General features: G+C 61.5%; 19 protein-coding genes. 11 read left to right on the top strand and 8 right to left on the bottom strand.

The window, feature by feature from the left end:
- Positions 1–226: 226 nt before the first annotated feature.
- Positions 227–1,234 carry a hypothetical protein gene (locus QMG46_RS11330; protein ID WP_281852617.1) on the top strand — a complete coding sequence of 336 codons (1,008 nt, stop codon included), beginning with the start codon at positions 227–229 and terminating at the stop codon, positions 1,232–1,234.
- Between the two features lie 100 nt (positions 1,235–1,334).
- Here the strand turns inward: QMG46_RS11330 and QMG46_RS11325 are convergent, their stop codons facing one another.
- Complete coding sequence (locus tag QMG46_RS11325) at positions 1,335–3,989, bottom strand: M1 family metallopeptidase (protein ID WP_281852616.1); 2,655 nt, start codon at positions 3,987–3,989, stop codon at positions 1,335–1,337.
- A 157-nt stretch (positions 3,990–4,146) separates the two neighbouring features.
- On the opposite strand from QMG46_RS11325, the gene QMG46_RS11320 reads away from it, so the two are divergent.
- The 3 genes from QMG46_RS11320 (at position 4,147) to QMG46_RS11310 (ending at position 7,291) form a co-directional block, all read left to right on the top strand.
- Complete coding sequence (locus tag QMG46_RS11320) at positions 4,147–4,953, top strand: SAM-dependent methyltransferase (protein ID WP_281852615.1); 807 nt, start codon at positions 4,147–4,149, stop codon at positions 4,951–4,953.
- Positions 4,954–5,123: 170 nt separating this feature from the next.
- Positions 5,124–5,429 carry a hypothetical protein gene (locus QMG46_RS11315; protein ID WP_281852614.1) on the top strand — a complete coding sequence of 102 codons (306 nt, stop codon included), beginning with the start codon at positions 5,124–5,126 and terminating at the stop codon, positions 5,427–5,429.
- Between the two features lie 56 nt (positions 5,430–5,485).
- Entirely contained in the window at positions 5,486–7,291 is a 1,806-nt protein-coding gene (locus QMG46_RS11310) for a tetratricopeptide repeat-containing diguanylate cyclase (RefSeq protein WP_281852613.1), read from the top strand.
- A 26-nt stretch (positions 7,292–7,317) separates the two neighbouring features.
- On the opposite strand, the gene QMG46_RS11305 is transcribed toward QMG46_RS11310, so the two are convergent.
- Both QMG46_RS11305 and QMG46_RS11300 read right to left on the bottom strand, forming a co-directional pair.
- The gene (locus QMG46_RS11305; RefSeq protein ID WP_281852612.1) at positions 7,318–10,674 is read right to left on the bottom strand and encodes an autotransporter outer membrane beta-barrel domain-containing protein; all 3,357 of its coding nucleotides are present in this window, start codon (positions 10,672–10,674) and stop codon (positions 7,318–7,320) included.
- A 104-nt stretch (positions 10,675–10,778) separates the two neighbouring features.
- The gene (locus tag QMG46_RS11300) at positions 10,779–11,492 is read right to left on the bottom strand and encodes an SEL1-like repeat protein (protein WP_281852611.1); all 714 of its coding nucleotides are present in this window, start codon (positions 11,490–11,492) and stop codon (positions 10,779–10,781) included.
- Positions 11,493–11,738: 246 nt separating this feature from the next.
- On the opposite strand from QMG46_RS11300, the gene QMG46_RS11295 reads away from it, so the two are divergent.
- The 4 genes from QMG46_RS11295 (at position 11,739) to QMG46_RS11280 (ending at position 15,375) form a co-directional block, all read left to right on the top strand.
- A complete protein-coding gene (locus QMG46_RS11295; protein ID WP_281852610.1) occupies positions 11,739–12,872 on the top strand; it encodes an alpha/beta fold hydrolase in 1,134 nt (377 codons plus the stop codon).
- Positions 12,873–13,003: 131 nt separating this feature from the next.
- The gene (locus tag QMG46_RS11290) at positions 13,004–14,248 is read left to right on the top strand and encodes a sensor histidine kinase (protein WP_281852609.1); all 1,245 of its coding nucleotides are present in this window, start codon (positions 13,004–13,006) and stop codon (positions 14,246–14,248) included.
- Positions 14,241–15,008 carry a LytR/AlgR family response regulator transcription factor gene (locus tag QMG46_RS11285; RefSeq protein WP_281852608.1) on the top strand — a complete coding sequence of 256 codons (768 nt, stop codon included), beginning with the start codon at positions 14,241–14,243 and terminating at the stop codon, positions 15,006–15,008. Before QMG46_RS11290 ends, QMG46_RS11285 begins: the two co-directional genes overlap by 8 nt.
- Before the next feature lie 10 nt (positions 15,009–15,018).
- Entirely contained in the window at positions 15,019–15,375 is a 357-nt protein-coding gene (locus QMG46_RS11280; protein WP_281852607.1) for a hypothetical protein, read from the top strand.
- A gap of 7 nt (positions 15,376–15,382) precedes the next feature.
- Here QMG46_RS11280 and QMG46_RS11275 read toward each other — a convergent pair whose 3' ends face one another.
- On the bottom strand, positions 15,383–15,736 hold the full coding sequence (locus QMG46_RS11275) for a hypothetical protein (RefSeq protein ID WP_281852606.1): 354 nt from the start codon (positions 15,734–15,736) through the stop codon (positions 15,383–15,385).
- Positions 15,737–15,966: 230 nt separating this feature from the next.
- On the opposite strand from QMG46_RS11275, the gene QMG46_RS11270 reads away from it, so the two are divergent.
- Positions 15,967–16,785 carry a DoxX family membrane protein gene (locus QMG46_RS11270; RefSeq protein ID WP_281852605.1) on the top strand — a complete coding sequence of 273 codons (819 nt, stop codon included), beginning with the start codon at positions 15,967–15,969 and terminating at the stop codon, positions 16,783–16,785.
- A gap of 143 nt (positions 16,786–16,928) precedes the next feature.
- Here the strand turns inward: QMG46_RS11270 and QMG46_RS11265 are convergent, their stop codons facing one another.
- The 3 genes from QMG46_RS11265 to QMG46_RS11255 all read right to left on the bottom strand — a co-directional run bounded on the left by QMG46_RS11265 (position 16,929) and on the right by QMG46_RS11255 (position 22,677).
- On the bottom strand, positions 16,929–18,383 hold the full coding sequence (locus tag QMG46_RS11265) for an efflux transporter outer membrane subunit (protein ID WP_281852604.1): 1,455 nt from the start codon (positions 18,381–18,383) through the stop codon (positions 16,929–16,931).
- On the bottom strand, positions 18,380–21,481 hold the full coding sequence (locus QMG46_RS11260) for an efflux RND transporter permease subunit (RefSeq protein ID WP_345781801.1): 3,102 nt from the start codon (positions 21,479–21,481) through the stop codon (positions 18,380–18,382). Before QMG46_RS11260 ends, QMG46_RS11265 begins: the two co-directional genes overlap by 4 nt.
- Before the next feature lie 65 nt (positions 21,482–21,546).
- A complete protein-coding gene (locus QMG46_RS11255; RefSeq protein WP_281852602.1) occupies positions 21,547–22,677 on the bottom strand; it encodes an efflux RND transporter periplasmic adaptor subunit in 1,131 nt (376 codons plus the stop codon).
- Positions 22,678–22,807: 130 nt separating this feature from the next.
- Here QMG46_RS11255 and QMG46_RS11250 point away from each other — a divergent pair, with 130 nt between their 5' ends.
- Both QMG46_RS11250 and QMG46_RS11245 read left to right on the top strand, forming a co-directional pair.
- Positions 22,808–23,416, top strand: a complete 609-nt coding sequence (locus QMG46_RS11250; protein ID WP_281852601.1) for a TetR/AcrR family transcriptional regulator — start codon at positions 22,808–22,810, stop codon at positions 23,414–23,416.
- Positions 23,417–23,767: 351 nt separating this feature from the next.
- Complete coding sequence (locus tag QMG46_RS11245; protein WP_281852600.1) at positions 23,768–25,267, top strand: flavin-containing monooxygenase; 1,500 nt, start codon at positions 23,768–23,770, stop codon at positions 25,265–25,267.
- Here QMG46_RS11245 and QMG46_RS11240 read toward each other — a convergent pair.
- Positions 25,257–26,651 carry a C40 family peptidase gene (locus QMG46_RS11240; RefSeq protein WP_281852599.1) on the bottom strand — a complete coding sequence of 465 codons (1,395 nt, stop codon included), beginning with the start codon at positions 26,649–26,651 and terminating at the stop codon, positions 25,257–25,259. The genes QMG46_RS11245 and QMG46_RS11240 overlap by 11 nt on opposite strands.
- Between the last annotated feature and the right edge of the window lie 65 nt (positions 26,652–26,716).

Raw genomic sequence — 26,716 nt, 5'->3', positions numbered from 1 at the left:
TTTTCCCATTTCTAATTAGAAAATCTAAACTTCACATTCTTGCGCACATTATCGACATCATTCCGTCGACTTATTTCGATTGAAATACCCCGTCACACTTTCACATTCGTTACCGCTTCTACATTGGGGCGTCGGCGTTCACGCGCCGGCGGAACAGGGGTAACGCGCTGCGCATATCGCCGGCGCGCTTCATGGACGACTTCCCTTTCTGTAAGGAGTCGTAGCAATGATGAAGTTCAGTTCGAGATTCAGAGCAGGTAGCTACCTGCTCGCCGCTCTGTGCATCATAGGCTCGGCCGTGTTCGGCGGCGAACACGCACAGGCGGCGGATGCCGCGCAATTGACGACGGTGGGCCAGCTCAGTGCAGCGCAAAAGCCTCAAGGCGTACCCGACGATTATGTCGTCACGCCCAACGGCTATTTTTCGGCAAGCTGTGTAGTAACCGTACACAAGGGCGATCAACTTCAGGCCAATGGCATGATCCAGCGTGCCACCGGTGCGTTGGAAAAGCCCGCGCAATGTACGCAGCCCAATTTCACCCTGCAAGGCGACCGTGTCGAAGCCAACGGACAGCGCTCGCTGAGTTCGCTCAAACGTCGCACGCCACCGCCCGAGCAAAGCGGTTGGGTACAGGCTGCCAATTACGCCAGCTCTACCCCGATCGGCCGCATCGTAGCGACATGGACCGTCCCCTCGCAGCCGTCCAATCGCGGCAGCCAGGTGATCTACTTCTTCCCGGGCCTGGAGCAACTACCGAACGTGCAGTCGATCCTGCAACCGGTGTTAGGCTGGAACGGCTATGGCGACAAGGCCTGGACCTTGGCGAGCTGGAATTGCTGCGTGGATGGCACGACCTTCCACAGCGATCCGATTTCGGCTCGCGCGGGTGATGTCGTCGTCGGCGACACCTACTCGAACTGCGGCCCCGGCGTAGCGTGCTCCAGCTGGAACATCGATTCGCGCGACACGACTACCGGCCAGACCAGCTCGCTGACCACCAACCCCTATGCCGATCTCACCTGGGTATTCGGCGGCGTGCTCGAGGTCTACAGCGTCGCCACATGCAATCAATATCCGGGCGGCCCGATAACCTTCAGCAATATCCAGGTCTATGACCGCAACAACAATCGCGTATCGAATCCACCGTGGCAGGGTTCGGATACGTCGGGTATCACTCCGCAGTGCAACTACGGCCTGCAGACAACAGCTACCACCGCCACGCTTTCGTACTGAGAACGATCGCAAAAAAAATCGCCCCGACAGCAATCGGGGCGATTTCTCTTTCAACGGCTAAAAACAACCTCAGTTTTTCTTCGTAATCCGAGGTATGAAGTTAAGCACCGTGCTTTTTCAACCACGCATCGATAGCCGGTAGACGCTCGTCGCGCACCTTGATGCGGTACTGGATATTGGCAACGGTTGTATCGGCACTGCGACGCGAACTGGCAGCGATGTACTTGTCGGCAAACGCCTTGACCTTGTCGATCATGGCCGGATCCAGCGAACGGGTGGCGAGCGCAGGGTAATAGCGTGCCGTAGAAGTGGAATCGACCTTCTTGTCGACCTGATCCTTGTGCGCGACGGCAAAATCGAAGGCCATCTCGGGATGCGTGCCCGCTACTGCACCGATCATGCCGCTGCTGTTGGTTGCGCCCGGTTCGTCGGTCAGCGCCAGATCCAGTGCGCGCTGGGCCAGTGCCTTGTCACGCGCAACCGACAGCAACGCGTAGAGCTGGTCCTTGACCAGCGGGGTCTTCTCGGACTGTGCCATCGCATGCAAGCGATCCCAGGTAGCCGCGTCCGCGTTCCTGGCAACCACGCCAAGAACGGTCCTGCGCAGCGCGGCCGGCATGAGCGACGGGTCCTTGTCCATCGCGTTGAAGCGACGATTCGCTTCCTTGACCACAGCCGGATCACCCAGCGAGCCGAGCGTGCCGATCAGATCGTTACGAAGAACTTTTACCGGATCGGGCTCACCCGCCTTTGCTTCCCAACCCACGCGTGCGAACACCGGTTGCAGGCGCGCAACAGCGAACTTGCGGAAAGTCTGCTGCCGCGCATCGTCGCCCTGGTAGTAGCCATCCAGCGACGACAGGTCGCCCGCGATGTTCTCCCAGATTTGCGGATCGGCGGTGACCGGTGTGGCCTGCGCCAGATCGAGGACATCGGATGCCGGCTGCAAGCCGGCCATGCCCAGCGCCCAGGTGTCGTCCATCACGCCAAGCTGGTCGATCGGTGCGAGCTTAGTGAAGGCGTGCTTGATCGCATCGAACTGCGAGGCGCCATACAGCGTACGGTAGTAACCGCTCTGCCCTGCGTTGACGATCACCAGATCGCAACCTGGCACCTCCAACGTAGCATGACCATCGACCAGGGCACGCGCTGGCTCGCCGCTCAGCGTCTTGGCAATGACCGGTACGTGCCAGGACAGCGGTTTCTTGTCCGGACGGTCGCGGGTGAATTCGGTCTGCGTCAGCTTCACCGTGGTCCTGCCATTGTTGCATTGCACCGAGTCGACCTTGATCATCGGGATGCCCGGCTGCAAGGTGAAATCATGCGCGATCTGCGTCACCGGCTTGCCCGGTGCAGCCGCCTCGACTTCGCGCCACAGATCATCGGATACGGTGTTGCCGTAGGCATGCGCCTTGATATAGCGGCGTACGCCATCGCGCCAGGCATCGGAGCCGACATAACCTTCGAGCATGCGGATGACCGACTCGCCCTTCGAGTAGGTGATCGCATCAAATGCCTGGCTGGCTTGCTCGACGGTATCGATCTGCTGCACCACCGGGTGCGTGGTAGCGATCGCGTCGCGATTCATCGCCGCCTCGCGCACGCCGACCGCTTCGAGCGCGGTATTCCATTCCGGGTGGAGCTTGGCGGTGGTGCGGCCTTCCATCCACGAAGCGAAACCTTCGTTGAGCCACAGGTTGTCCCACCAGCGCATGGTCACCAGGTCGCCAAACCACTGGTGCGCCATCTCATGCGCCTCGACCGAGAACACGCCCTGCTTGTCCGCCTGGGTCGATACGGTCGGATCGAGCAGCATCGAATATTCAAAGGTGAAGATCGCACCCCAGTTTTCCATGGCGCTGAAGAACTGGCTGCTACCGGGCGCGGCGATGTTGTCGAGCTTGGGCAGCGGATACGGCGTGCCGAAATAATCGTTGTATTCGGCCAGAATCAGCTTGGCCGAATCCAGCGCAAAGCCGGCCTGCGACGACGCACCTTTCTGGGTGATGACACCGACTTCGGTCTTGCCGGCCATGGCGGTCGCACGATCGAACTCGCCAAGGCCGAAGAACAGCAGATAGGTCGACATCTTGGGCGACTGCGCGAAATCGACCGTGACCAGCCCATTGCCCGCATCGGTCTTCTTGGCGATCGGCATATTGCTTACGGCCATCTGCGTCGCCGGAACGGTCGCGTGCAACGCAAAGGTCGCCTTGTAGTTGGGCTCATCCCACGACGGAATGAAACGGCGCGCGTCGGAATTTTCGAACTGCGTGTAGAGCGCGCGCTTCTTGCCGTCCTTGTTGTCGTAGTCGAGCGCGAACAGACCATTGGCCTGCGTACCGATCTTGCCGGTGTAGTTCATCGCCAACTGGTATTCGCCCTTGGCCACAGGCTTGGCAAACGTGAAGGTCGCCGTCTGGTTTTCAGCGTCGATGCTGACCTTGGGGGCCGCCAATGCCTTGCCTTTGACCGGCGTCAGCGTCACCGACGAAAACGTCATGTCGATCGCGTTGAGGGTAATGCTGGCCGTGGGCTGCAGCACGTCCACCGTCACCGTCACCTTGCCGTCGAAACTCAACGTTTCGGCATGCGGCGTAACGGCCACGTCATAGTGCGTGGGACGTACGGTGCGCGGCAACTGCGTGGTGGCCTGCTCGGCGGCAACCGGCGTCGCCGCTTGGGCGACTGCTGGAAATAACGGTGCGCCCGCAAGCGCCAGGACTATCGCGGAAACCAGGTAACTACGACGCATGATGACCCCTCTTAATTTTTTTACGATCGAACAACGGGACTGAACTGGCGGAGCATGACCGATTCGCCCGCGCCAGCCATATGCCATTCGCTTGCTCGTGTGGCTTTTCCATAGGTCGCCGCGCGGTTACATTCGTTACATCGGCACGGAGAATCTATTGAATACCCCCCCATCGAACGGCAGCCTGGTCTGCGTCGGCATCGGCATCACCCTGGGCGCCCACATCAGCCCCGTGGCCCGCAGCCATATTCAACACGCCGACGTGGTCTTTACCGGGGTTTCCGATGGCGTGGTGGAGTTGTGGCTACAGGAAATGCATAAGGACGTGCGAAGCCTTCAACCGCTCTATGGCGAGGGCGTGCCGCGGATGGACACTTACCGGCGGATGGTGGAAACCATGCTGGCCGAAGTCCGGCTTGGCAAACGCGTCTGTGGCGTGTTTTACGGACACCCGGGGGTGTTCGCCTGGGCACCGCACAAAGCCATTGCCCAGGCGCTGCAGGAAGGCTATCGGGCGCATATGGAGCCGGGCATATCCTCCGAGGACTGCCTGTATGCCGATGTCGGTATCGACCCGGGCACCGTGGGCTGCCAGCACTACGAAGCCAGTCAGTTCATGGTCTACCGGCGCCGGATCGACCCCAGTGCCTGGCTGGTGCTATGGCAGATCGGGCTGGCCGGGGACCGCTCGTCCACACGCTTTGCCACCGGGCCGGCCTACCGGCAATTGCTGGTCGAAGTGCTCGCAAGGGACTATCCGCTCGACCATCAGGTCATTCTTTACCAGGCCGCCACCCTGCCCATCCAGAAGCCACGCATCGAACGGCTGGCGCTCAACGACCTGCCGGGGGCGAGCACAGGCATGGGAGATACGCTGGCCATCCCTCCCTTCGGCCCGATGCAGCCTGACCTGGCGGTTCGTGCCCGGCTGGAGGCATTGGATCATCCGCTGGTCAACGAATAAACAGACAATACCGTTCAGAAAAGCAATCGGTCTATTACTTTTGAAATCGTCGATATAACCGGCTGTATGGCGATATGATGTGGGCTTGCCAGGCACCAGGCGCCTAAATACGGCTATGCTGCAAGTACAAGCGGCTCACTAAAAAAGCCAGCTATCAGGGGGATAGTTTCATGTCGAATGTCATTGAGTTTCTGGAAAAACTGGGCCAGGACGCGCAGCTGCGCGATGCCCCGCAGGAAGAGCTGGCCGAGGCATTGGCCGAGGCACAGGTGGAAGCCCCGTACTGCTCGGCCATCCTTGCCAAAGATGCCTCGCAACTGCAGGACCTGTTGGGCCTGCGCCCGATGCTCTACGTGCTGATGCCAGCCGAAGAAGAGGAAGAGGAAGATGGAGAAGATGAGGAAGAACATGAAGAGGAACCCGGGTCCGTTCTGGCACCTGGTTCCGAACGCCTGATCGCCGCTGCTTCGACCTGATCGACATACCCCGAGGTCACGGCAGGATGCCCTGGCGTTCATTCCGCGGAATCATCTTGGCGCTGTGCCTCCTCGCGGGCTCGGCGCAAGGTGCTGTGGTCACGCCAAACGATCTCGGGCAGCAATTGCTCGAAGCGGACAGCATCAAGACGTCGCGGCACGACGAATTCCTGCGTCTGCTCTACCAGCTCGACAACCAGGCATCGAAACTCACCTCCAAGCAGCAGTGGCATCTGCGCTACTTGCACGCCTGGCAAGTGGTGTTCAACGGCCAATATCCGGAAGCGAGCGCGCTGTTGAATGACATCATCGAGCGCTCCGATGACACGACGCTGCGTTTTCGTGCCAATGCCACCATCATCAATGTGCTGGGGGTTACGCATCGTTACGAGGACGCGTTCCGGCATCTGAACCAGCTGGTGGACGACCTGCCGCAGATCACCGACAAGGCTGCGCGTTATCAAGGCCTGGGCGAAGCGGCGCAGCTGTTGATCTTCGCCGAACAATACGACCAAGCCATCGGTTACGCCGATGAAATGCTGCAAGACCTGCCCGCGGGCGAGAACGTCTGCAAGGCGATGTACTTCAAACTGCATGCCGAATTTCGGGGTGGCATGCCGCAATCGGGCGACCCGCCGTTCCAGGAGGGAATAAATGCCTGCCTGGCCGGAAAAGAACCACTGTTCGCCGATTCCCTACGCACCGACATCGCCACGCTTGAAATCGCGCGCAATCGCCCTGCCCAGGCAATCGCGATACTCAAGGATCACTATCAGGATGTGCTGGGTTACAACTATTCCGCCCTGACCATGCAGTTCAATGCGCTGCTTGCCAAGGCCTATTGGCGTGCGGGCAATATCGAGGAAACCGAGAAATACGCCAACGCTGTCATCGCCGGCGCGATCCCGAACGAGTACACCGAGCCGCTGAGCGCCGCCTACTCGCTGCTTTATCAAATCGAAGCCAAGCGCGGCAATTCGCATGCAGCGCTCGACTATCACGAAAAGTACATGGCAGCGGACAAGGGCTATCTCAACGACGTCACCGCGCGCACGCTGGCTTATCAGATCGTCAATCAGCAGCTCAAGGCGCGCAAGCTCGAAGTCGAGGCGTTGAACAAGCGCAATCAGATATTGCAGCTTCAGCGTGCGCTCGATCATAAAGCGGTCGAGGCGAGTCGGCTCTACATCCTTCTGCTGATCACCATCCTGGCCTCGATCGCCCTGCTGCTATACCGCATCAAGCGTTCGCAGCTGCGGTTCATGCGCCTGGCCCGGCAAGATGGCCTGACCGGCATTTTCAATCGTCAGCATTTCGTCGAAGAAGCCACCAACGTTTTGCGGCACTCCGAACGCAGTCATCGTCCGGCCTGCCTGATTCTGATCGACCTGGATCATTTCAAGCAGATCAACGATACGCACGGGCATGCGGTCGGCGACCAGGTTCTGCAAAACGCGGTCACAGCGTGCAGGCAGAACTTGCGCCAGGGCGACGTATTCGGTCGTCTGGGCGGCGAGGAGTTCGGCATCCTGCTGCCCGACTGCGTTGCAGCCACCGCCTTCGATCGCGCCGAGCACCTTCGCAAGGCGATCGCGGCGACGCCGGTGGACGCGGCCCATAGCCATGTCGCCATCTCGGCCAGCTTCGGCGTGTCCTCCACCGAACGGGCCGGACACGACCTGCAGCGATTGCTGGTCGACGCCGATCACGCCCTCTATCGCGCCAAACACAGTGGACGCAACCGTGTGGAGTCCGTCAATGCCGGCGACTCGATCATGCCCAGCGCGCCTGTCGATGCGAGCAAGCGCAAAGCCGATCCGGACATGTCCAACGCATCCTCGCTGGCAGAGCCTGCAAGCTAAGCCTGCAGGCCCCATGCCTCGCGGTCTTAGAACACAACGGTCAAGCTCATCCGCGCCGCCTGATCTTTTGCGTGGCTGGCGAACTGCCCCTGATAACTCGTATCGACGGTCACGCTGCGGCTGAGCGGAAAGCTCAGGCCGAAGGTTGCTGCCGCTGCATTGTGCGCTACCGGCACGCCATCGACAGTGAAGGCGTTGACACCACCGCTGACAAAACGCTCGGTGCTGGCGCTTTGCGTATCGCCCCAGGCATGCTGCCACCCCAGGCCCGCATAGGCCCGCAAGCCGCCCGGCGCGAGCGCAAAGTTCACACGCAAGCCCAGGGTGGCGAACGTCTGCTGACTGGTATCGCCCTGCACGGCCAGGGCCGCGCTGCTGCCCGACTCGGCAAAGGCATCGGACTTGATCCGCACGTGAGCCAGATTGAGATAAGGCTCAAGCGAGGTGCTCTCGCCCATCGCGAAGCGGTAGCCGCCGTCGATATACGCCTGCGCGGTATTGGCATCGTAGCGTCCGGCATTGGCAGCGACGAACTGCCCGAAGGCGATATGGCGTGTGCTGTCCACTTGCTGCCAGGCGTAATCCACGCCACCCTGCAGCTGAAAGCCACCGCTGTTGACGCTGCCGTAGAACCCCAGATGCGTCGAGGTCGCATGCGCCGACGAGCCGATATCGTCCACGCGTATGGACGTCTGTCCGCGTCCAGCAACGGCACCGAGGCGAGCGTTGCCCCCGATACCAAGATCCGCACCGATCAGCAGGCCGCTGCCGTTTGCCTGCAAACGCGACGCATCGCCATCGGCATCGTGATCCCCCCAATGCCCCCAGGCGGCAGTCCACGCAGTGACACCGTTTGCGTCGCTGGCCTGCGCGCCATCGGCGGCATTTTCCTGCCCGAGCAGGTGATTGTTCACGGCGTCGCGAACGTAACGACTGTCGTCGAACAACGCCGTCCGCGTGCTGGCATAGAGTTCACCGCTCAGCTGGTTGAATGCCTGCGGCGCTGCAGCCGCCTGCAGCTGGGTCAGCGCGGTATAGACCGGGCTGGCGAAGCCGAGCGTATCGGCCGAGGCTGCCGTTGCGCGCTCATTGGCGGTACGTGCAAGGCTGACGAACTGGATATCGTTACGCTGCAGCGACAAGTTCACGCTGTTGGCCGAATACGTCAGTACCGGCGTCAGGAATGCCAGGCTCGAGGTCGCGCCAGCGAACTGGCCGCTGACGCCCTGGTTGGCGGTGAGAATGGTGTAGTTGGTCAGTGGCGCCCAATTACCGGCCTGCGCCAGCACCACCGTACTGCCATCAAGCGACGCCTTGCCGCCGATGGCAAGGCGGCTGGCGGCACCCGCCGGCGTCGCATCGATACTCAGCACGCCGTCCTTGTTCTGCGTGTAATTGCCGGCAATGGTGAGCGTACCGATCGAACCGCCCGGCGCGACGGTGCCGTCGTTGATCACGCTGCCGCCGATCGAGCCATGTCCGCGTAGGGTGGCGCCCTGCGCAACCTGCACATCCCCGGCCACCGCCGCAGTGGGCGACGTATCATCGCCGATCGCCAGCGTACCTGCCTGTACCAACGTGCTACCCGTATACGTATTGACGCCGGTAAGCAGCAAGCTGCCCGAACCGGTCTTCGTGAGGCCTGCATTGCCGCTGATCACTCCGCTCTGCGTCGCGGCATCGCTGCCTTCCACATCGAGCGTGGTATCGCCTTGCAGCACCATGGCGTTGGCGATGTTCACGCCCTGGGCGTAAACGATCGTCGGAGCCGTCGCCATCAAACGACCCGTGCCGATAGCCTGGCTATTGGCCAGGATCAGCGTGCCGCCCGTGACCGTCGTGTCGCCGCTGTAGGTGTTGGCACCGGACAGCGTCACCGTACCGTCGCCGATGGCCACGCTGGCAAAGTTCGAAATAGCGCCGCTATAGCTGAAGCTGTTGCCGGTGCCTGGCGCAATGCTCAATGTGCTGCTGCCGGTACCACCGGAGATATCGCCATTGATCTGCGCCACGCCGCCGAGGATCTCAAGGCTGCTGTTGCCACTGCCCAGATCGACCGCCTTGGCACCGGCCAGTGCGGTGATCGTGCCGTAGTTGACGATCGTGACGTTATTGGCGCCGGTGGTTATCGCCGCCTCGCTTGCACTGCCGCCCTCGATCGTACCGCCGGTCAGGTTGGTGATGCTGAGCTTGAAGCTGGTCGCCGCTCCCGTCGCAGCGATACCCGCACCGTTCTGCCCCTTGATCAAACCGCTATTGGTGATCGTGGTGTCGCCATAGATGCCCTGTACCGGAATCGGCGCGTCCGTCGTGGGATCCTTGTCCAGGCCGGCCAGCGTGATGCCATGCGACACACCGCCGTTGACGTTATCGCCCTCGATGGTGCCAGAATTGACGATCGTGCCGCCGCCGACCGTCACGCCTTCGCTGACATCGTTGAATGCCTGCTTGGAGAGGATCGTCCCGGTGTTGGTCAGATGGACCAGGCCGTCGACATCCACGCCATCGCCATCGCCAGCCACACCGTTCCCGATGATCGTGCCGTGATTGACGATGGTGACCAGTTCGTTGCCGTTGAAGCCATCGATATTGATGCCCGAACCGTTGTCGCCCTGAATCGTGCCACCCAGGTTATTGGTGACACTCAGCGTAAACGTGCCGTCGGTCGTGGTGTCCTTGTTGCCCCCGGTAATGCCGTGGCGCGCGCCCTCGATCAGACCGGTGCCCGCCACGGTCTGCGTTCCCGTGGTGGCGTTGTTCACCGTAATGCCCGAATTCGACTGCAGATCGACGCCATCGGTGCTGTCCGTGCTGCCCGGGTTGTTGGTCGAGCGAATGATGCCGTCGTTATTGACCACGCCATTGATGCCGGGACGAACCGCGTCGGCCTCGTTGGCTTCGATCACACCCGTGGCAGCATTGTTGAGTACGTTGGTACCCGTCGTGATGGCATTGAAGTCGATCGCCTGCGAGCCACCCGCCGATGCATTCAACGAAATCAGCGTGCCGGCGTTGTTGAACGTGATATTGCTGTTCTTCTTGTTCATCTGGATCACGTCGGCGTCGGCGGTCTGGATCGTCGCGCCGGCGCTGTTGGTGACCGTCAGGGTGAGCTTGCCGGTATTGTCGCGAATGCCGCGCCCGGTGCCCGTTTGCAGGATCGTGCCGTTGTTGGTCAGCGTTGCATTGCCGGTGACCGAAATCGCATCCGTGGCGCCTGCTACCGAAAGCGTCCCGCCGGCATCCACCGTTCCCGTCTGGCCTGTAGCTAGCGTCTTGGCGTTGGGATCGGTCTGCCCGTTGGTGACTTCGAACGTCGTCGCCCAGGCGGAGTGATCTTCCAGCAAAGCGAGCAGACCAAGAAGAGCAACATACTTTTTCATGCGAGTCCCGGGCGTTGGCAAAGCCCGGCACTGTGGCAAAGGAGTGATGACAGTACGTTTACAGCCAAGGTAAAGACGACTTTACATGGATGGCTGGACGTCCATCATTGACTGGGTTGATGCACCTGCTGCAATGCACCGACCGTTACATGTCCCTGCCATCCATCGAAGACGACCTCGGCGGCCTTGTCGATCTGAGCCACCACCAGTTGCACCGGAGGACACGATTGCGGATCGATCGGATCCTTCCACGCATCCTGCGTACCGGCCATGCAGTACGACTCCTGATTCTTCAACGAAGCCATGCCGCTTTCGTACCGCTGCTGCGCCCGCTTCGCCGCAACCGCATCGCCATAGACCGGCCGCATCTTTACCAACAAGGCCTGCGCGGCCTCGTGCTCGGCAGGCGTCGTTTGCTTGAGCAAGGCGTTATACGCCGCGGCAAAATGCGAATCGGGCCGCTCCGTGGCCAACGAAAACCATGCCAACGCCAAGGCGCGATCCGGCCGCTGGTGATCGCCATTGAGCGCCATCACGCCCAGCACGTATTGAGCAGGCTTGCTGGCCCAGCTCGCCGCCGTGGTGAAAAAACGCTTCGCCGCGCTGTATTGCTTCTGGCCGTAGCTCTGCGTGGCCAGGCAATAATAGAGGTCGGCGGGCAGAAATTTTTCCTCACCGGCCGTGCACCGTGTTTTAGCGAGATCCGCGTCGCTGGCAACTCCCTGGGTGCTCGATGCGGCAGCAGGCATTTGCGCCATGCCTGTCAGCGGCGCGCAAAGCGCGAGTCCCAAGATTGCTATAACGGTATAGCCACGCATCGTCGTACCCCTTCCCTTGCATCGGTGCCTATCATAACGAAGCTGGCCTCCAGCGGATGACGCCGTTTTAGCGTATTAATTTGCGCATGGGTGTCGCAACGCCGCCGTCCGCGGACACTTCATGCTGTCCGCGGGCACGCGGGCTGGCCTCTATTCGTACATCAGAATCGCATCGCCAGGCCGTTGGCCCAGTCATTGCTGTCTACCGGTTTGTATTCGATCACCGGGAAGCCATCGATGGTTCGCATGAAATCGCTGTTTTGTTCGATCGCACTCGGCGCCGCAGCCTGCGTCGCGCAGGCCGACGACAACGCAAACAAAGCGTTTACCCAACAACAGGCCCGCGACATCATCGCCGAATCGCGCAAGATCGTGACGCCAAACGGCATCGACGCGTTGATCAAGGTAAAGATCAACGGCACCGAACAATGGCTGTCGATCCGCGGCAAGGACAAGCGCAATCCGATTCTGTTGTTTATCCATGGCGGCCCCGCTTCGCCCGATATGCCATTGGCCTATACCTTCCAGACACCGTGGGAGGACTATTTCACCGTGGTGCAATGGGATCAGCGCGGCGCAGGCAAGACCTATGCGGCAAACGATCCGAAAACCATCGCACCCACTCTGACAATCGACCAGATGACCGACGATGCCGAAGCGGTCGTGCGCTATCTGCAGCAGACGTATCACAAGCAGAAGATCTTTCTGCTCGGCCACTCGTGGGGCACGGTGCTGGGTGTTCGCCTTGCGCAGCGGCATCCGGACTGGTTCTACGCTTATATTGGCGTGGGTCAGGTAGTCAACGTGCAACAGAACGAAACGATCGGTTATCGCTTCGCGCTCGATCAGGCCAAGGTCGACAACAACACCAAGGCGATCGCAGAGCTGACTCGACTCGCCCCCTACCCCGGCAAGGAAGGCTCGCTCGATATCGAGCGCATCGGCACGCAACGCCGCTGGCTTTCCTACTATGGCGGGCTCGCTTATGGACGCACCAGCTTCGCTTTCGATTCCAATGCCGAAGAGCTGGCTCCCGAATACAGCGACAAGGATCTCGATGCGATCGGCGCCGGGAGTCTGCTATCGCTCAATCATCTGCTCAAGCCGCTGAGCTTGATCGATCTCAGCCACGACACACATTTCGATTGCCCGGTGCTTTTGTTTACCGGGCGACACGACTACGCCGTATCGCATGAACTGGCCGCCCAATGGTTCGCGACCCTCAGCGCGCCGTACAAACGCCTGGTCTGGTTTGAAGACTCGGCGCATATGGTGATGCAGGAGCAGCCGGGACGGTTTCTCGTCCATCTGGTCAACGATGCCCGCCCGTTTGCGGTCCAGGCCGGGGACGCCGCACCGGAAGACATCGAGCAGCACTGAGTCCGGCAGGCTCTGATTCGCGCCCCGATTTCCGGCTTTCGTCGCCGCCTGGCCGGTCCTGTCGCTCGGGTGGTTTACCCCGTGCGGCAGACGGCTATGCTCGGCAGCACATCGGGTTTCGGGGATCCACCGTGAAAAGCTTTTTCTTCGTCCTGCGCATTCTGATCGCCTGGTCGGTCGCTTACTTGGCCCTGGCCATTTTGTGGATCGCCCCGGCCGACAGAGGCGACGATGCTCCCTTGATCGCCTTCTGGTTATGGGTGGCGACGGCGGTCTTTGTCATCGCCGGCGCGGTATCGCACCTGCGCCGGGTGCGGCTGATCACCGGGCGCATCGATGCCGGCACCGTGGGCAATCGCCAGCGGCGACAGATAGAGATTCCGCTCGAGGCCGGCGAGGCGTTCGACCTGCTGGATGCGGCCATTCGCGAGCTGCCACGTACTGAAGAGATCGAAAGCGCCCGCGACAGCCTGCAGGTGCGTGCCAAGGTGAAACGGCCGGCGCCGTACGGACAATGGAAGTTGCTGCGGTTGCCCTTCTTCGGCAACACGCGCAATCAGATCCTCGCCACCGTGACACCTATCGATGGCGCCGGCAGCGTGACCTTGATCTGCGAACCCGAGAGTGGTGCGTGGAGCGACTGGTTCCGCGTCGACGATGCCACCAATCTCGAAAATGCCGAAGCCATCACCCGTGCCATCAGCCGCCGCGTGTCCGAATTGCGGCGACGCGAACGCAGCGCCGTCGAGCAGACCTCGACCGAGAAGGAACTGGCCGTCGCCAAACTCAATCTGCTCAACGCACAGGTCGAACCGCACTTCCTCTACAACACGCTGGCCAGCGCGCAGTATCTGACGCGCAGCGAGCCGGCACGCGCCGACGAAATGCTGGGTCATCTGATCCAATACCTGCGTCACTCGCTGCCACGCACCGAACAGACGCTATCCACTCTGGGCGAAGAACTCGAACGCGCCCGCTCCTATCTGCAGATTCTGAAGATTCGCATGGGCGCGCGGCTCGAACTCAAGCTGGATGTTCCCGAAAGCCTGCTGCCCACACCGCTGCCGCCGATGATGTTGCAGACACTGGTCGAGAATGCGATCAAGCATGGCCTCGAACCCAAGCCCGGCGGCGGCACCGTGTGGATCAATGCGCGGCGTGACGGCGATCTGGCGGTGATCACGGTGGCCGACGACGGCAATGGTTTCAGCACAGCCGGCGGTGGCACCGGTATCGGCCTGAAGAATCTGCGCGAGCGCCTGCGCCTGGTCTACGACGGGCATGCCGCACTGGCGGTGGTGGCCAATATGCCCGCCGGTGTCGCCGCGACGATCAGCGTGCCTACCGATGCACAATGGATAGCCCGCCATGGTTAAGGCTGTCATCGCCGAAGACGAGGCGCTGCTGCGCGATGCGCTCCAACGTTTGCTGGAGACCGCCTGGCCGGCCCTGGATATCGTCGCTCAATGCGAGGACGGCGCAAGCGCTCTGGAGGCTATCGCCGAGCATCGTCCGGATGTAGCTTTTCTGGATATCCGCATGCCCGGCCTGACCGGCCTTGAAGTGGCTACCGCGGCAGCGGAGCTCCGTCCGCCGCCGCAGATCGTTTTTACCACCGCCTATGATCAATATGCGATCGATGCATTCGAACGTGGTGCGATCGACTATCTGCTCAAGCCCATTGCGCCCGAGCGACTGGCGGCAACGATACAGCGCGTGCAAACGCGCCTGGCCAGCGGACATGTCGATATCGGCAGCCTTTCCAGCCTGATCCGCCAACTGGCAGGACATACCCCCGGCGCCAGCGCACCACCGTTGACCTGGGTCACGGCCAGTGTCGGTCGTGAAACGCGACTGATCATGGTCGACGACATCGCCTATTTTCGTGCCGACAGCAAATACACCGTGGCGATGACCGCGGAAGGCGAAGCCTTGCTGCGAACACCGATCCGCGAACTGCTCGCCATGCTCGACCCGCAGGTGTTCAAGCAAATCCACCGCTCGACCATCGTCAATCTGAAAGCCATTGCCTCGATCGTTCGCGACGATGGCGGCAAGGGCACGCTACGCCTCAAAGGCCGCTCGGAAACGCTGGCTGTCAGCCAGCCCTTCATGGCGATTTTTCGCCACATGTAGAGGTGCGATCATGTTCAAGCTAGGCGCCATCATGTATTTCCTGCTCGCGCTCGCCGGCTGCAGCGAAGGCGATCGCAGCATCGTCACCCGAACAACCGTCAACGGCGTGGACCAGATCTACAGCAAGGTACACGTGCGTGCGGGGACGGCCACGTTCGAATGCCTCGACAGCATCACCGGCAGTTGCCACTACGCCGTGTTCGCTTGCGCACTGGGCCAGTGCGAAAACACGCCCGTACGCAAGCTCGCGGTTGCGGCCGGAACGGAGCAGGATATCCGCGACCTGCCCGGGCAGTTTCAGGTATGCGACAGCGTCGACGACAAGCCGCTGACGGCCGCATGCATGCGGCCGCAGAAGGCATCGTGACAACCGATCAGCGGCGTCGATTCACCGGTGCGCCTGGAGACGGATCGCGCGCGCCGCGTGGCACACGTGGACTCTTCCACGAACCACCGCGTTCCTTTGCCTTGCGCTCTTCTTCGAGCACGTCCCGGTCGAGCCCGGTACCGCCGCACTGATAGGTCGTGCCCATCATCGGCTCGGGAAACTCAGCTGCGCTGTCGACCAGCTCGCTCGTAAAGGTGCTGCCGTCGCGATTATCGAAACCATGATGCGGGTTTTCCTGCCCTACTCCGCTACGCCCCTGGGTATCCCCTCGCCCTTGCATCGCCAGCGTCAATCGTTCCAGTGCATCGATCGGTGCGGCTTGTCGATCTGCGTTACGCATCGCCTTCACTCCTGAAGTTTGGGGACGAAAACCATGTTGCCGGCCGGCAAGTCAGCACGATGTGCATGACAGCTTGCGCGGATGTAAAAGGTCCGCCGGGCAAGCGGACCCGGCCGGAGCATTGGGTTAGCGCATTGGCATGTCCCGGTCACGGAAAATTGGTCCTATTTTTCATGCCGAATAACGCTTTCCATAGACCAGACGCCTGACCTGCGATCTCAGGGAAAGCCATGAGCAGCACCGTTTCATCGCAAACCATCCTGTCCGCCCCACTCCTCGCACACTCCTCGCTGGCAAACACGGCGCGCATCCTGTTTGCCGCCACGATGGTCGCGCTGGGCATCCTCGGCCTGATCTATGGCGACTTCGCCGTGCAGTGGCAACGCATCCCGATCGCGCAGCTTCCGGGCCGCGTGGTACTGGCCTACCTCAGCGCTGCCGTGGAGCTGCTGGGTGGGATAGGTCTGTTGATCGCGAGCACTCGGCCGGTCGCCGCGCGTGCGCTGGTGATCTTTGTCCTGCTCTGGGCCGTGCTGTTGAAGCTGCCCGCGGTTATCTTCGTCCCGCAGATGGAAGCCACCTGGCTGGGCCTGGGCGAGATTACGGTCATCCTGGCTGGCGCCTGGGTGCTTTTTGCCTCGCACGCCAACGGATGGGAGAGCCAACGCCTGTCAGGTCTTGTGGGAACGCGTGGCACGCGCCATGCGCGATGGCTGTTTGCCTTGAGTCTGCCGACGATCGGGCTGTCGCATTTCATCTACCTGCCGCAGACCCTCGAGCTGGTGCCTGCATGGCTGCCGTTTCCGACCGGCTGGGCCTATCTGACGGGTGCCGGCAATATCGCCGCCTGTCTTGGCATTCTGTTTGGCGTATGGCCGCGACTCGCCGCGATTCTCGAGGCGGCGATGCTGAGCATCATCACCTTGCTGGTGTGGGGTCCGGGGCTTTTTACCCACGCTGGCGATCGTATGCAGTGGACGGCGTTCGTGATCTCGGCGGCGATTGCGGGTGCGGCCTGGGTGGTGGCCGGTTCGTATCGGCGCGAGTGAGCTGCCTCGCGAAAATCATACGTAAGCGCCACTGGGTCACGGCCTGCGCCGGGATGACGATGAGGTAGCGTGCGGTCTTATCCGGACGCTTGCACTCCCCGTCATCCCGGCGCAGGCCGAGGCCCAGTGGCAAACACGTTAGGTTATCGCCGCTTCGCTGCTCCACTGCCCTGCGGCTCACCCATCGCCTGAAACAACGCCGCTGTATCCACCAGACGCGCAGCGGTACTCTGGATCTCCGTCAGCCGCGCATTCTGCATACGCTGCTCGCTGACGATCGTGGTCGGATACGACACCGCACCGAGCTTGTAGCGCGACGCGTTCTCAGCAAACGATTGCTTCGCAGCGTCCGACCCCGTTTGCGCCGCACGCAACGCCGATGCGTCCTGATCCAGCGCAACCAGCGAGTCGGCGACATTCTGGAACGCGTTCAATACCGCCTGCTTGTATTGCGCCACGCTCGCATCGTAATTGGCGATCGCAGCCTTGCGTTCGGCCATCAACGCACCGCCATGGAAGATCGGCTGTGTCAGCGACAGACCTGCACTCCAGATGCCCGAGCCGCTGCTGAACAAGCCTGAATCCTTGAATGCGCCCGAGCCCATCGATGCGGACAACGAAATCCGCGGAAACAGATTCGCCGTCGCTACACCGACCTGCTCCGATGCCGCACGCAGTGATGCTTCCGCCGCCAGCACATCCGGCCGCTGCTGCAGGAGATCCGATGGCACGCTGACCGGCACTTCTGCCGGCAATTGCCATTGCGACAACGGTAGTACCTCGGGTGCCTGATCCGGCGTACGCCCCATCAGCGTGGCGAGCGCGTGCCTGGCGCGTTGCGCCTGCGCACGCAATGGCGGCAAGGAACCGTCCAGCGCCGCGGCATTCTGCTGTGCGGTCAACAGATCGTCATGCGAGGCCGCGCCAAGTCGATAGGACTTGTCAACCAGATCGGCCTGCTCGTGCGCCAACACACTCAACCGCTCCGCGGCGGCAACCTGTTCGGCCAAAGCCGATGCGTTCACGGCCGAAATCACAATATTGGCTGCCAGCGCACGCCGGGCGGCATCGAGCTGATACGCCTGCAGATCGACCTGAGCCGCCGCCTGCTTTACTCCATAGCGCTCGGCGCCGAACAGATCGAAGGTGTAGTTGAGACTCAACTGGCCGGCATAGACGTTGTAGAGATTGGTGGGCGGCCCGAGCGCCGGCAAACCCAAAGCGCGTTGCCGACTTGCCTGCCCCTGCGCGTCGAGCGAGGGAAGCATCGTATCGCCGACCTGTGCACGAAACTGTTGATGCACCGCTTCGAGCGTATGCCGAGCGGCGTCCAGCGACGGGTTGTTCTTCAGGCCTTCTTCGACCCACCCATTGAGCGTGTCCGAGCCATACAGGCGCCACCACTCCGGCACGGCACGCGCACCCTGGTTGAAGTGTTGCGCCACACCGGCAGCATCCGCGCTGACTGCCGGTACCGGCTCGACGGTATAGCGGTCGGGCGACGGAGACACCGGCGGTTTCGTCGATGGCGCAAACGAGCAGCCGGCCAGCGCGATAGCCATCGCAAGCGTTGTCGAACGGAGCGACAGATGCTTCATGGTGCGACCTCCCGTGCCGGCTCATCCGCACGCACACGGAACCAGGCGGCATAGAGTGCGGGCAAATAGAACAGCGTCAGCACCGTGGCCACCGTAATGCCACCCATCAGCGCCGTCGCCATCGGCCCGAAGAAGTTGCTGCGCAACAGTGGAATCAGCGCAAGTACCGCTGCTGCCGCCGTCAGCGTAATCGGGCGGAAGCGACGCACCGTCGCGCCGATGATGGCCTCCCAGCGTGGATGGCCGGCGGCGATATCCTGCTCGATCTGGTCCACCAGGATCACCGAGTTGCGCATGATGATGCCGAACATCGCAATCGTGCCCAGCATGGCCACAAAACCGAACGGCTGACCGAACAACAGCAACGACCCGATCACACCGATCAATCCCAGCGGCGCTGTCAATACCACCATGAAAGTACGCCCGACGCTTTGCAGCTGGATCATCAGCAACGTAAGCACCGCGATGCCCATCAACGGCATCTGTGCATTGATCGAACCTTGCGCCTTCTGGTTCTGCTCGACCGAACCGCCTACTTCGATGCGATAGCCTACCGGCAAGTGGCTGCGCACGGCATCGAGCTGCTTGTCGATATCGTTGGTCACGTCCAGCCCCTGCGCTCCACCACGGGTATCGGCCTGCACATTGATCGACGGCTGACGATCGCGCTCCCAGATCACGCCGTACTCCAGGCCGTAGTGCACGCGCCCGAGCTGGGACAACGGAATGGCCGCACCGCCTGGCGTGGGTATGGCCAGTTGCTCGATCTGATCGGGATGAATGCGCTCGTTCTTCGGCGCGCGAAGATCCACGGCGATCAACTTGTCGCGCTCGCGATACTGGCTCACCGTGGTGCCCGAAAGCGACATCGCCAGAAAATTAGCCACGTCCTGCGAGGTGATACCTAATTGCCGCGCTCTGGCCTGGTCGATCTCGAAACGTACCGAGCGCTCGCCCGGCTCATCCCAATCGAACTGGACATGCGTCGTGCGGCTGTCCTTGCGCATGATCGCCGCCACCTGTTCGGCAATACCGCGCACGGTGGCGATATCGTCGCCATTGACGCGGAACTGCACCGGGAATCCGACCGGCGGCCCATTCTCGAGCCGGCTGACGCGGGTACGCACGGCGGCAAAATCGCGTTGCAGCAAGGTGTCGAGATTCTGTGCCAGCTGCTCGCGCTGCTTGACATCCTTGGCAGTGATCACGAACTGCGCGAAGTTGGGTTGCGCCAGCTGCTGATCCAGCGGCAGATAAAAACGCGGCGCACCGCTGCCGACGAAACTCACGTAATTGCTTATCTCCGGACGATCCTTAATGGCCGCCTCGAAACGCTTCACCTGGCTCAAGGTGGCATCGAAAGAAGCGCCCTCCGGCAAACGCAAATCGACCAGCAATTCCGATCGGTCCGAGCTTGGGAAAAACTGCTTGGGCACCAGACCGAAACCGGCCAACGCGATCACGAACATCAATACGGTCAGCCCCAGCACGGCGAAGCGATACTTCAGGCAGAAGTCCAGCCAGCCACGAAAGCGGCGATAGAACGGCGTATCGTAGATTTCGATGTCGCCTTCGTGGTGCACGATGGCAGCAGCCTTCTCCCGTCGCTTTTCGTTCCAGCGACGCGGCATCAGGCGTGCCCACCATTCCTCGCCCGGTTTGGCGCGCGCGTGGTGCTCCGGCAGCATGTGATAGCCGAGCAAGGGGATCACGATCACCGCGGCCAGCCAGGACACCAGCAAGGCGATGGCCGACACCTCGAAGATCGAGCGCGTGTATTCGCCAGTGCCCGACTTGGCCAGCGCGATCGGCAGGAAGCCCGATACGGTGACCAGTGTGCCGGTCAGCATCGGGAAGGCCGTACTCGTATAGGCGAATGCTGCCGCACGCACGCGGCTCCAGCCCTGCTCCAGCTTCACCGACATCATCTCGACCGCGATGATCGCGTCGTCCACCAGCAGGCCCAAGGCAAGCACCAGGGTGCCCAGCGATACCTTGTGCAGGCCGATACCGAAGATGTCCATGCACAGCGCTGTCGCCGCCAGCACGAAGGGAATCGAGATCACCACCACCATGCCGGTGCGGAACCCCAGGCTGAGCAGGCTCACCAGCAAAACGATCGCCACCGCTTCGGCAACGGACTCGAGAAAATCGTCGACCGAATGCGATACCGCATGCGGCATGCTGGTCACGGGGTTCAGCGTCAGGCCCGCGGGCAAGCGCTTTTGCAGATTGGCGGTAGCCTGATCGAGCGCCTTGCCCAGATGGATCACATCGCTGCCCGGCTGCATCGTGACGCCGATGCCTAGTACCGGCTTGGACATGAAGCGCACCTGCTGGCTCGGCGGATCGTCGTAGCCGCGCTTGATGGTGGCGATATCGCCAAGCCGGAAGCTGCGGTCGTTGATGCGCAACAGCGTGTTGCCGAGTGCTTCCAGATCGTCGAACTGACCACTGGGGCGCACGAAGACGCGATCGTCCGCCGTCGTGATCACGCCCGCCGACGCCACCGCATTCTGCTGGTTGATCGCCGCCGCGATCTGTTGCGGACTGATGCCCAGCTTGGACAAACGCGCGTTGGGAATCTCGATAAAGATGTGCTGGTTCTGATCTCCCAGGTAATCGACCTTGCCTACACCCGGCACGCGCAGCAATTCGGCACGCAACTGGTCGGCGTAGTCGTGCAGCTGCGCCGGCGTGAAGCCATCGCCTTCCAGTGCATAGATATTGGTATAGACGTCGCCGAACTCATCGTTGAAGAACGGCCCCTGCACGCCCGGCGGCAACTGTGCCGCGATATCACCGACTTTCTTGCGCACCTGATACCAGGTGTCGGGCACGATCGACGCGGGTGCCGAGTCCTTCACATTGAAAAAGATCAGCGATTCGCCGGGGCGCGAATAGCTGCGCAGGAAATCGATCGATGCGGTCTCCTGCAGCTTTCGGGAAATGCGGTCGGTCACCTGCTCCTGCACTTGCTGCGCATCCGCGCCCGGCCAGAAGGTCTGGATCACCATTACCTTGAAGGTAAACGGCGGGTCTTCCGATTGCGACAGGCGGCTGTACGACAACATGCCGAACAACGCGACCATTACCATCACGAAAAACACCAGCGAACGGTGTCGCAGCGTCCACGCCGAGAGATTGAAACGGCCCTCTTCACTCACGGCGCGTCCTCCGGATGCGGCGGCGCAATCGGCGCGACCTTCTCGCCGGCCGTCACCGTGTGCACGCCCTGCATCACCACCTGCTCACCGGCATGCAGGCCGGTGTCGATCAGAACATCGCGCTCGCTGTAACGCAGCACCGTGACCGGACGCAGTTCGAGCGTGGAATCGTTCGGGCGCAAGACCCAGACCGCGGGATGCTCGCCCTGATGAAACAGCGCGGTCGCGGGCAGACGCACACCGGCAGTAGCCGCACCGCTGGATAATGCGACCCGCGCGGTCATGCCCAGCGGCACGTCGGCAGCATCGGCATCGAGCGCCAGCTTGACGCGATAGGTGCGCGCCTGCGGATCGGCCGCGGGCGACACATCGCGCACGCGCCCCTTCAGCTTGCGATCCGGCATCGCCGGCAGGGTCACGGCGGCGCCCTGCCCCACGACCACGCCGGCGATCCGATCTTCCGGTACGTCGAAGAAAACATCGCGCTCGCCCGACCAGGCAAAGCCGAAGACAGCCTGACCGGCGGCAACGACCTGCCCTATCTCCGCCTGCTCACTGGTGATGCGTCCATCGCGGTCGGCTACCAGCGTCGTATAGCGCGACTGGTTTTGCGCCAACGCGAGTTGCTGTCTGGCCTGGTCACGCCCGGCCAAGGCTGCCGCGTAACCATCGTGGGTCTGGTCGAGCTGCAGCTGGCTGATCAGATTCGCCTTGGCCTGGGCGTCGTCGCGATCCCGCTGCTGGGTGGCGAAGACGAGTCGATGCTCCGCCGCCTCCAGCGCGGCCTGCGCGGAAGCCTGGTTGCGCCCGGCATCGGCATCGTCGATCCGTGCCAGCACCTGGCCCTTCTTTACCGAGTCGCCCAGATGAGCCTCGCGAGCAATCAGCTGCCCGGGCACGCGGAACGACAACGGCATTTCGTAACGGGCATGCACCTCGCCCGGAAACTGCGCCACGAACGCGGCGTCGGCGGCCTTGGCGGGCATGGCGATGACCGGACGCGGAGCCTCGGCTTCAGGCGCGTGTTTGCCGCATGCGGACAGCAGCGCGACGGTTATCGCGATCGAAAGCGGCCCGAACGCTCGCGCCCAGGCACCCGCTGGGGACGGGAAATTGCGGTTGTTCACAAACCACTCCTGCTGCGTAGGAGCCGCGCTCGCGGCCCGGGGATACGTTGCCGAACTCTAATACATACTTGTATTTGAATTCAAGCTAGCATTCAAATGCAGCAAAAGCCAGCCGTGGTACGATTTGCCCATGCCACGCAAGCGACTCACCCGCGAAGAAAGCCGAGACCAAACCCGCGAGCGCCTGCTCGAGGCGGGCGCGCAGATCATTGCCAAGAAAGGGCTGGCCGGTAGCAGCGTCGAAGACATTGCCGCCCATGCCGGCTACACCCGGGGCGCGTTCTACTCGAACTTCGACAGCAAGAACGACTTGTTCATCGAGCTGCTCAAGCGCGACCACAAGGACATCCAGGAAGGCCTGCAGCAGATCCTGGACGCCGACCTGTCCAAGCAGGACATGCAGGCGCAGCTGTCGGCCTTCTATATCCAGGCCTACTGCGGCGACACCAGCTTTGCGCTATGGGCCGAAGCGCGCGTTTGCGCGCTGCGCGATCCCAAGTTCCGCATACGCCTTAATGCGCTGCTGCTGGAAAAGCGCGACACCATCGGCTATTTCATCGAGCAGTTCTGCAAAGCCATGGACAAGGAACTACCCGTCCCCGGCCGCGACCTGGCCTTTGGGACCATGGCACTGATCGATGGCGTCCGCTTCTTCAACGCCTGCATGCCTAAAGAGCTACCGGACGAGAACGCACAGACGATGCTTGGTGCGATTTTCGCGGCGACGTTCTTCGACTGACAGGAATACCTCCTAGTTTCCGTAGGAGCGACTTCCGGGAACCTCAAATAAGCTCAGTTTTCATCGTCGCCCCGGCGAACGCCGGGGCTTAGCGTCTTCAGCACGTCGAAGCGTAAGTCACTGGGTCCCGGCGTTCGCCGGGACGACGGATAGGAAAGGGTTTTTGGAGGCCCCCTTCATTCCCGACACGTCATTACGCCATCGTGGGTCGCGACTGAAGTCGCTCCTACAGTAAGGCCAGTTAACTCGGCCTTTCGGGCTAGGCCTCACGCCAGACAGCCGCTGCGCCACGGCGTCGCCGCGCTATGCTGTCGATTGCACTTCCGGCCCGACGACGAAAAACGAAGGGATATGAACCACGACGATATCGAACCCGAATATACCGACGTCCTGATCATCGGTGCAGGCTTGTCGGGTATCGGGATGGCAAGCCATCTTTCGAGGGACTGTCCCGGCACCACCTTCGCCCTGTTGGAGCGACGTGGTGCCATCGGCGGCACCTGGGATCTCTTTCGTTATCCAGGCGTCCGTTCCGATTCGGACATGTTCACCTTCGGCTATGCGTTCCGGCCGTGGAACGAACTGAAGGTGCTAGCCGATGGCCCGTCCATTCGGCGCTATGTCGAAGACACCGCGCGCGAGTACGGCATCGACAAACGGATACGTTTTGGCGTGGAGACCCGGCACGCCTCATGGTCGAGCGAGCAGCAGTGCTGGACAGTTACCGTTAGCGAGGAACATCGCAAACGTAGCGTCGTCTATCGCTGCCGATTTCTGATCGCGTGCACCGGCTACTACCGGCACGACCAAGGCTATATCCCGGACTATGCAGGCATCGAGCGATTTGGTGGCCGCCTCATCCATCCACAACACTGGCCGGATGATCTGGACTATCGCAACAAACGTATCGTTGTTATTGGCAGCGGTGCTACCGCGGTTACGCTGGTGCCCGCACTGGCAAACGACGCGGCACACGTCACCATGCTGCAGCGCTCGCCCACTTATATTTTTTCCATCCCCGCGCACGACAAGATCTCCGCCGTGCTCAAACACGTACTGCCCGAGCGCATGGTCTATCGCATGGCGCGCAAGCGGAACATCAAGCTGCAGCGCTGGATATACAAAGCCGCGCGGCGTTGGCCGGGACAAGTGCGGAACCTGCTGCTATCGGCTGCCCGTAAACAACTTGACGGCCATGGCGAGCCGAACGATTTCTCACCCGCGTATGCACCGTGGGCGCAACGCCCCTGCGCCGTACCGGATGGCGACCTGTTCAAGGCGATCCGCGCGGGTAGTGCGTCGGTGCTGACCGATGCGATCGACACCTTCACCGATCATGGCATTCGACTGGCATCGGGCAAGCAGCTGGATGCGGACATCGTCATCTCGGCGACGGGCTTTCAGTTGCAATCGCTGGGCGGCATGACGCTGGATGTCGATGGTCAGGCCCGCGCCGCCAACACATTGATGACGTACAAGGGCGTGCTCCTGCAGGACACACCGAACATGGCGGTGATCTTCGGCTATGCCAACGCGTCGTGGACATTGAAAGTCGATCTCGCCGCGCACTACGTATGCCGTCTTTTGAACCATATGCAGCAACGCGGTTATTCGACGGCGACGCCGAAACCGCCGCCTGGGCAAATCCTGGACGAAACCATCCTCGCCCAGCTCGAATCCGGCTACGTGCAACGTGGCAAGGACGCGATGCCGCGCCAGGGCCGCTCAGGCTACTGGCGCGTCACCAACAATTACGAATCGGATCGAGAGATGCTGATCAAGGCGCCGATCGACGATGCCGACCTGGTGTTTGCAAAAGACGGCATCCGGACCACATCGACTACGGCCTGATATGCACCAGGCTGGTCATCGCATCGACATAGGACAGCTTTTCGTCGATCAGCAAGGGCAATAGCGGTGTCACCGAAACTTCGTTGGTTTGGGTCCAACGCTTGTGACCGGTGCTATCGAGAAAGATCACGCCGCCAACGTCCTGGATGACATAGGGTTCCCCGTCGACGCGACCGAGAAACATCATCACGTGGCCAGGGATATAGATCAGGTCACCGACCTGCGCATCGGCCAAAGCCTTCATGCGAGTCGCATGGTCGTCTTTCGCGGTAAACAAACGATGCGACAAAGCCGGGCTATTTGCCTGATCACCGGTATTGCGCGGCATCTGCACGCCCAGGCTGCGATAGACATCGGAGACGAATCCGCTGCAATCGCGGCCGTTGTAGAGATGTCCCCAACCGTAACGTTCGCCGAGAAACTTGAATGCCTGGTGGATAATGTTGGCGCGGGTGAGCGGCAAGTAGTCCGCTGCGCTATCGGCCTGACGCTGCAATAGCGCAGCTTGAAAATGCAGCGAGCCATCGTCGGCACGCGTGGGCAGCTCCAATGTCCAGGACGCATACGGACCCTGCCCGTTCACCGACTGGTCCGGCGGCACATTGGCCAATGGTACGCGCGTACCCATGTCCAATTGCAGTTCGGAAACCTCGGGTGCTTCGGGTGTGAAGACGGTGCGTACCTTGTCGCCGGTAATCACGCGATACAGTGTTTTCTCTACATGCGACAACACCTGCTCCGCACTGCCCTCGGCGATCGCCGATTTCTCGACCCATGCGGCATAACGCGGGCTGACAATGAAATACCACTGGCCATCGCGGCTGGTATGCGCAATCACCACCGGGTCGCCGGGAAAGATCGTGCTTTCCTGAAAGCTCTCAAAATCGGGTTGGTCCTTTACCGTGAACGCGCGCATGTTCGTCGGAAAGTTGCGCAGTGAGACGCGATGCACCGCCATGCCGTAACGCGCCGGTTCGCTGGCGGGAATCGCATCCAGGTCGATACTGGCCACGATCGTATCGATCGCTTCCTTCGGAAGGAGCCGGTTCTTCACGTCCATGAGCGGCTTGGACGGAAGCTTGGACACCTTGGTGATCCACGCCAGCACCTGTGCGCGCGTCAGCATCGGCCCGATCTTGCGCAAGTCGTACATGCTCGGATCGGATGCGAACAGCCGAGCATTCTGCGTATCGATCTGCGCACGCGTCAGGATCAACTGATCCGGCGCGGGCGCCCTGGTGATCCAGTAGTCCGGCGAAAGCATCGCGTCCTGCGTGCCGATCACCCCGGACGGCGGAATCGGCAGGACATCGTCACGACAAAACGCCGGTGCGCATACCATCGCTAACGTCGCAGCCATCAACACGCGTGAAGCCATTCGCATAAGAAAACCTTGGAGTCCGTGAATAGAGAAAACGAATGCGTCGGACCGATCGTCAGATCAGCATC

The organism is Dyella sp. GSA-30, from assembly GCF_027924605.1.
Lineage (GTDB): Bacteria > Pseudomonadota > Gammaproteobacteria > Xanthomonadales > Rhodanobacteraceae > GSA-30.
The sequence above is the reverse complement of the archived record's forward strand: the minus strand, read 5'-3'. Positions and strand labels throughout refer to the sequence as shown.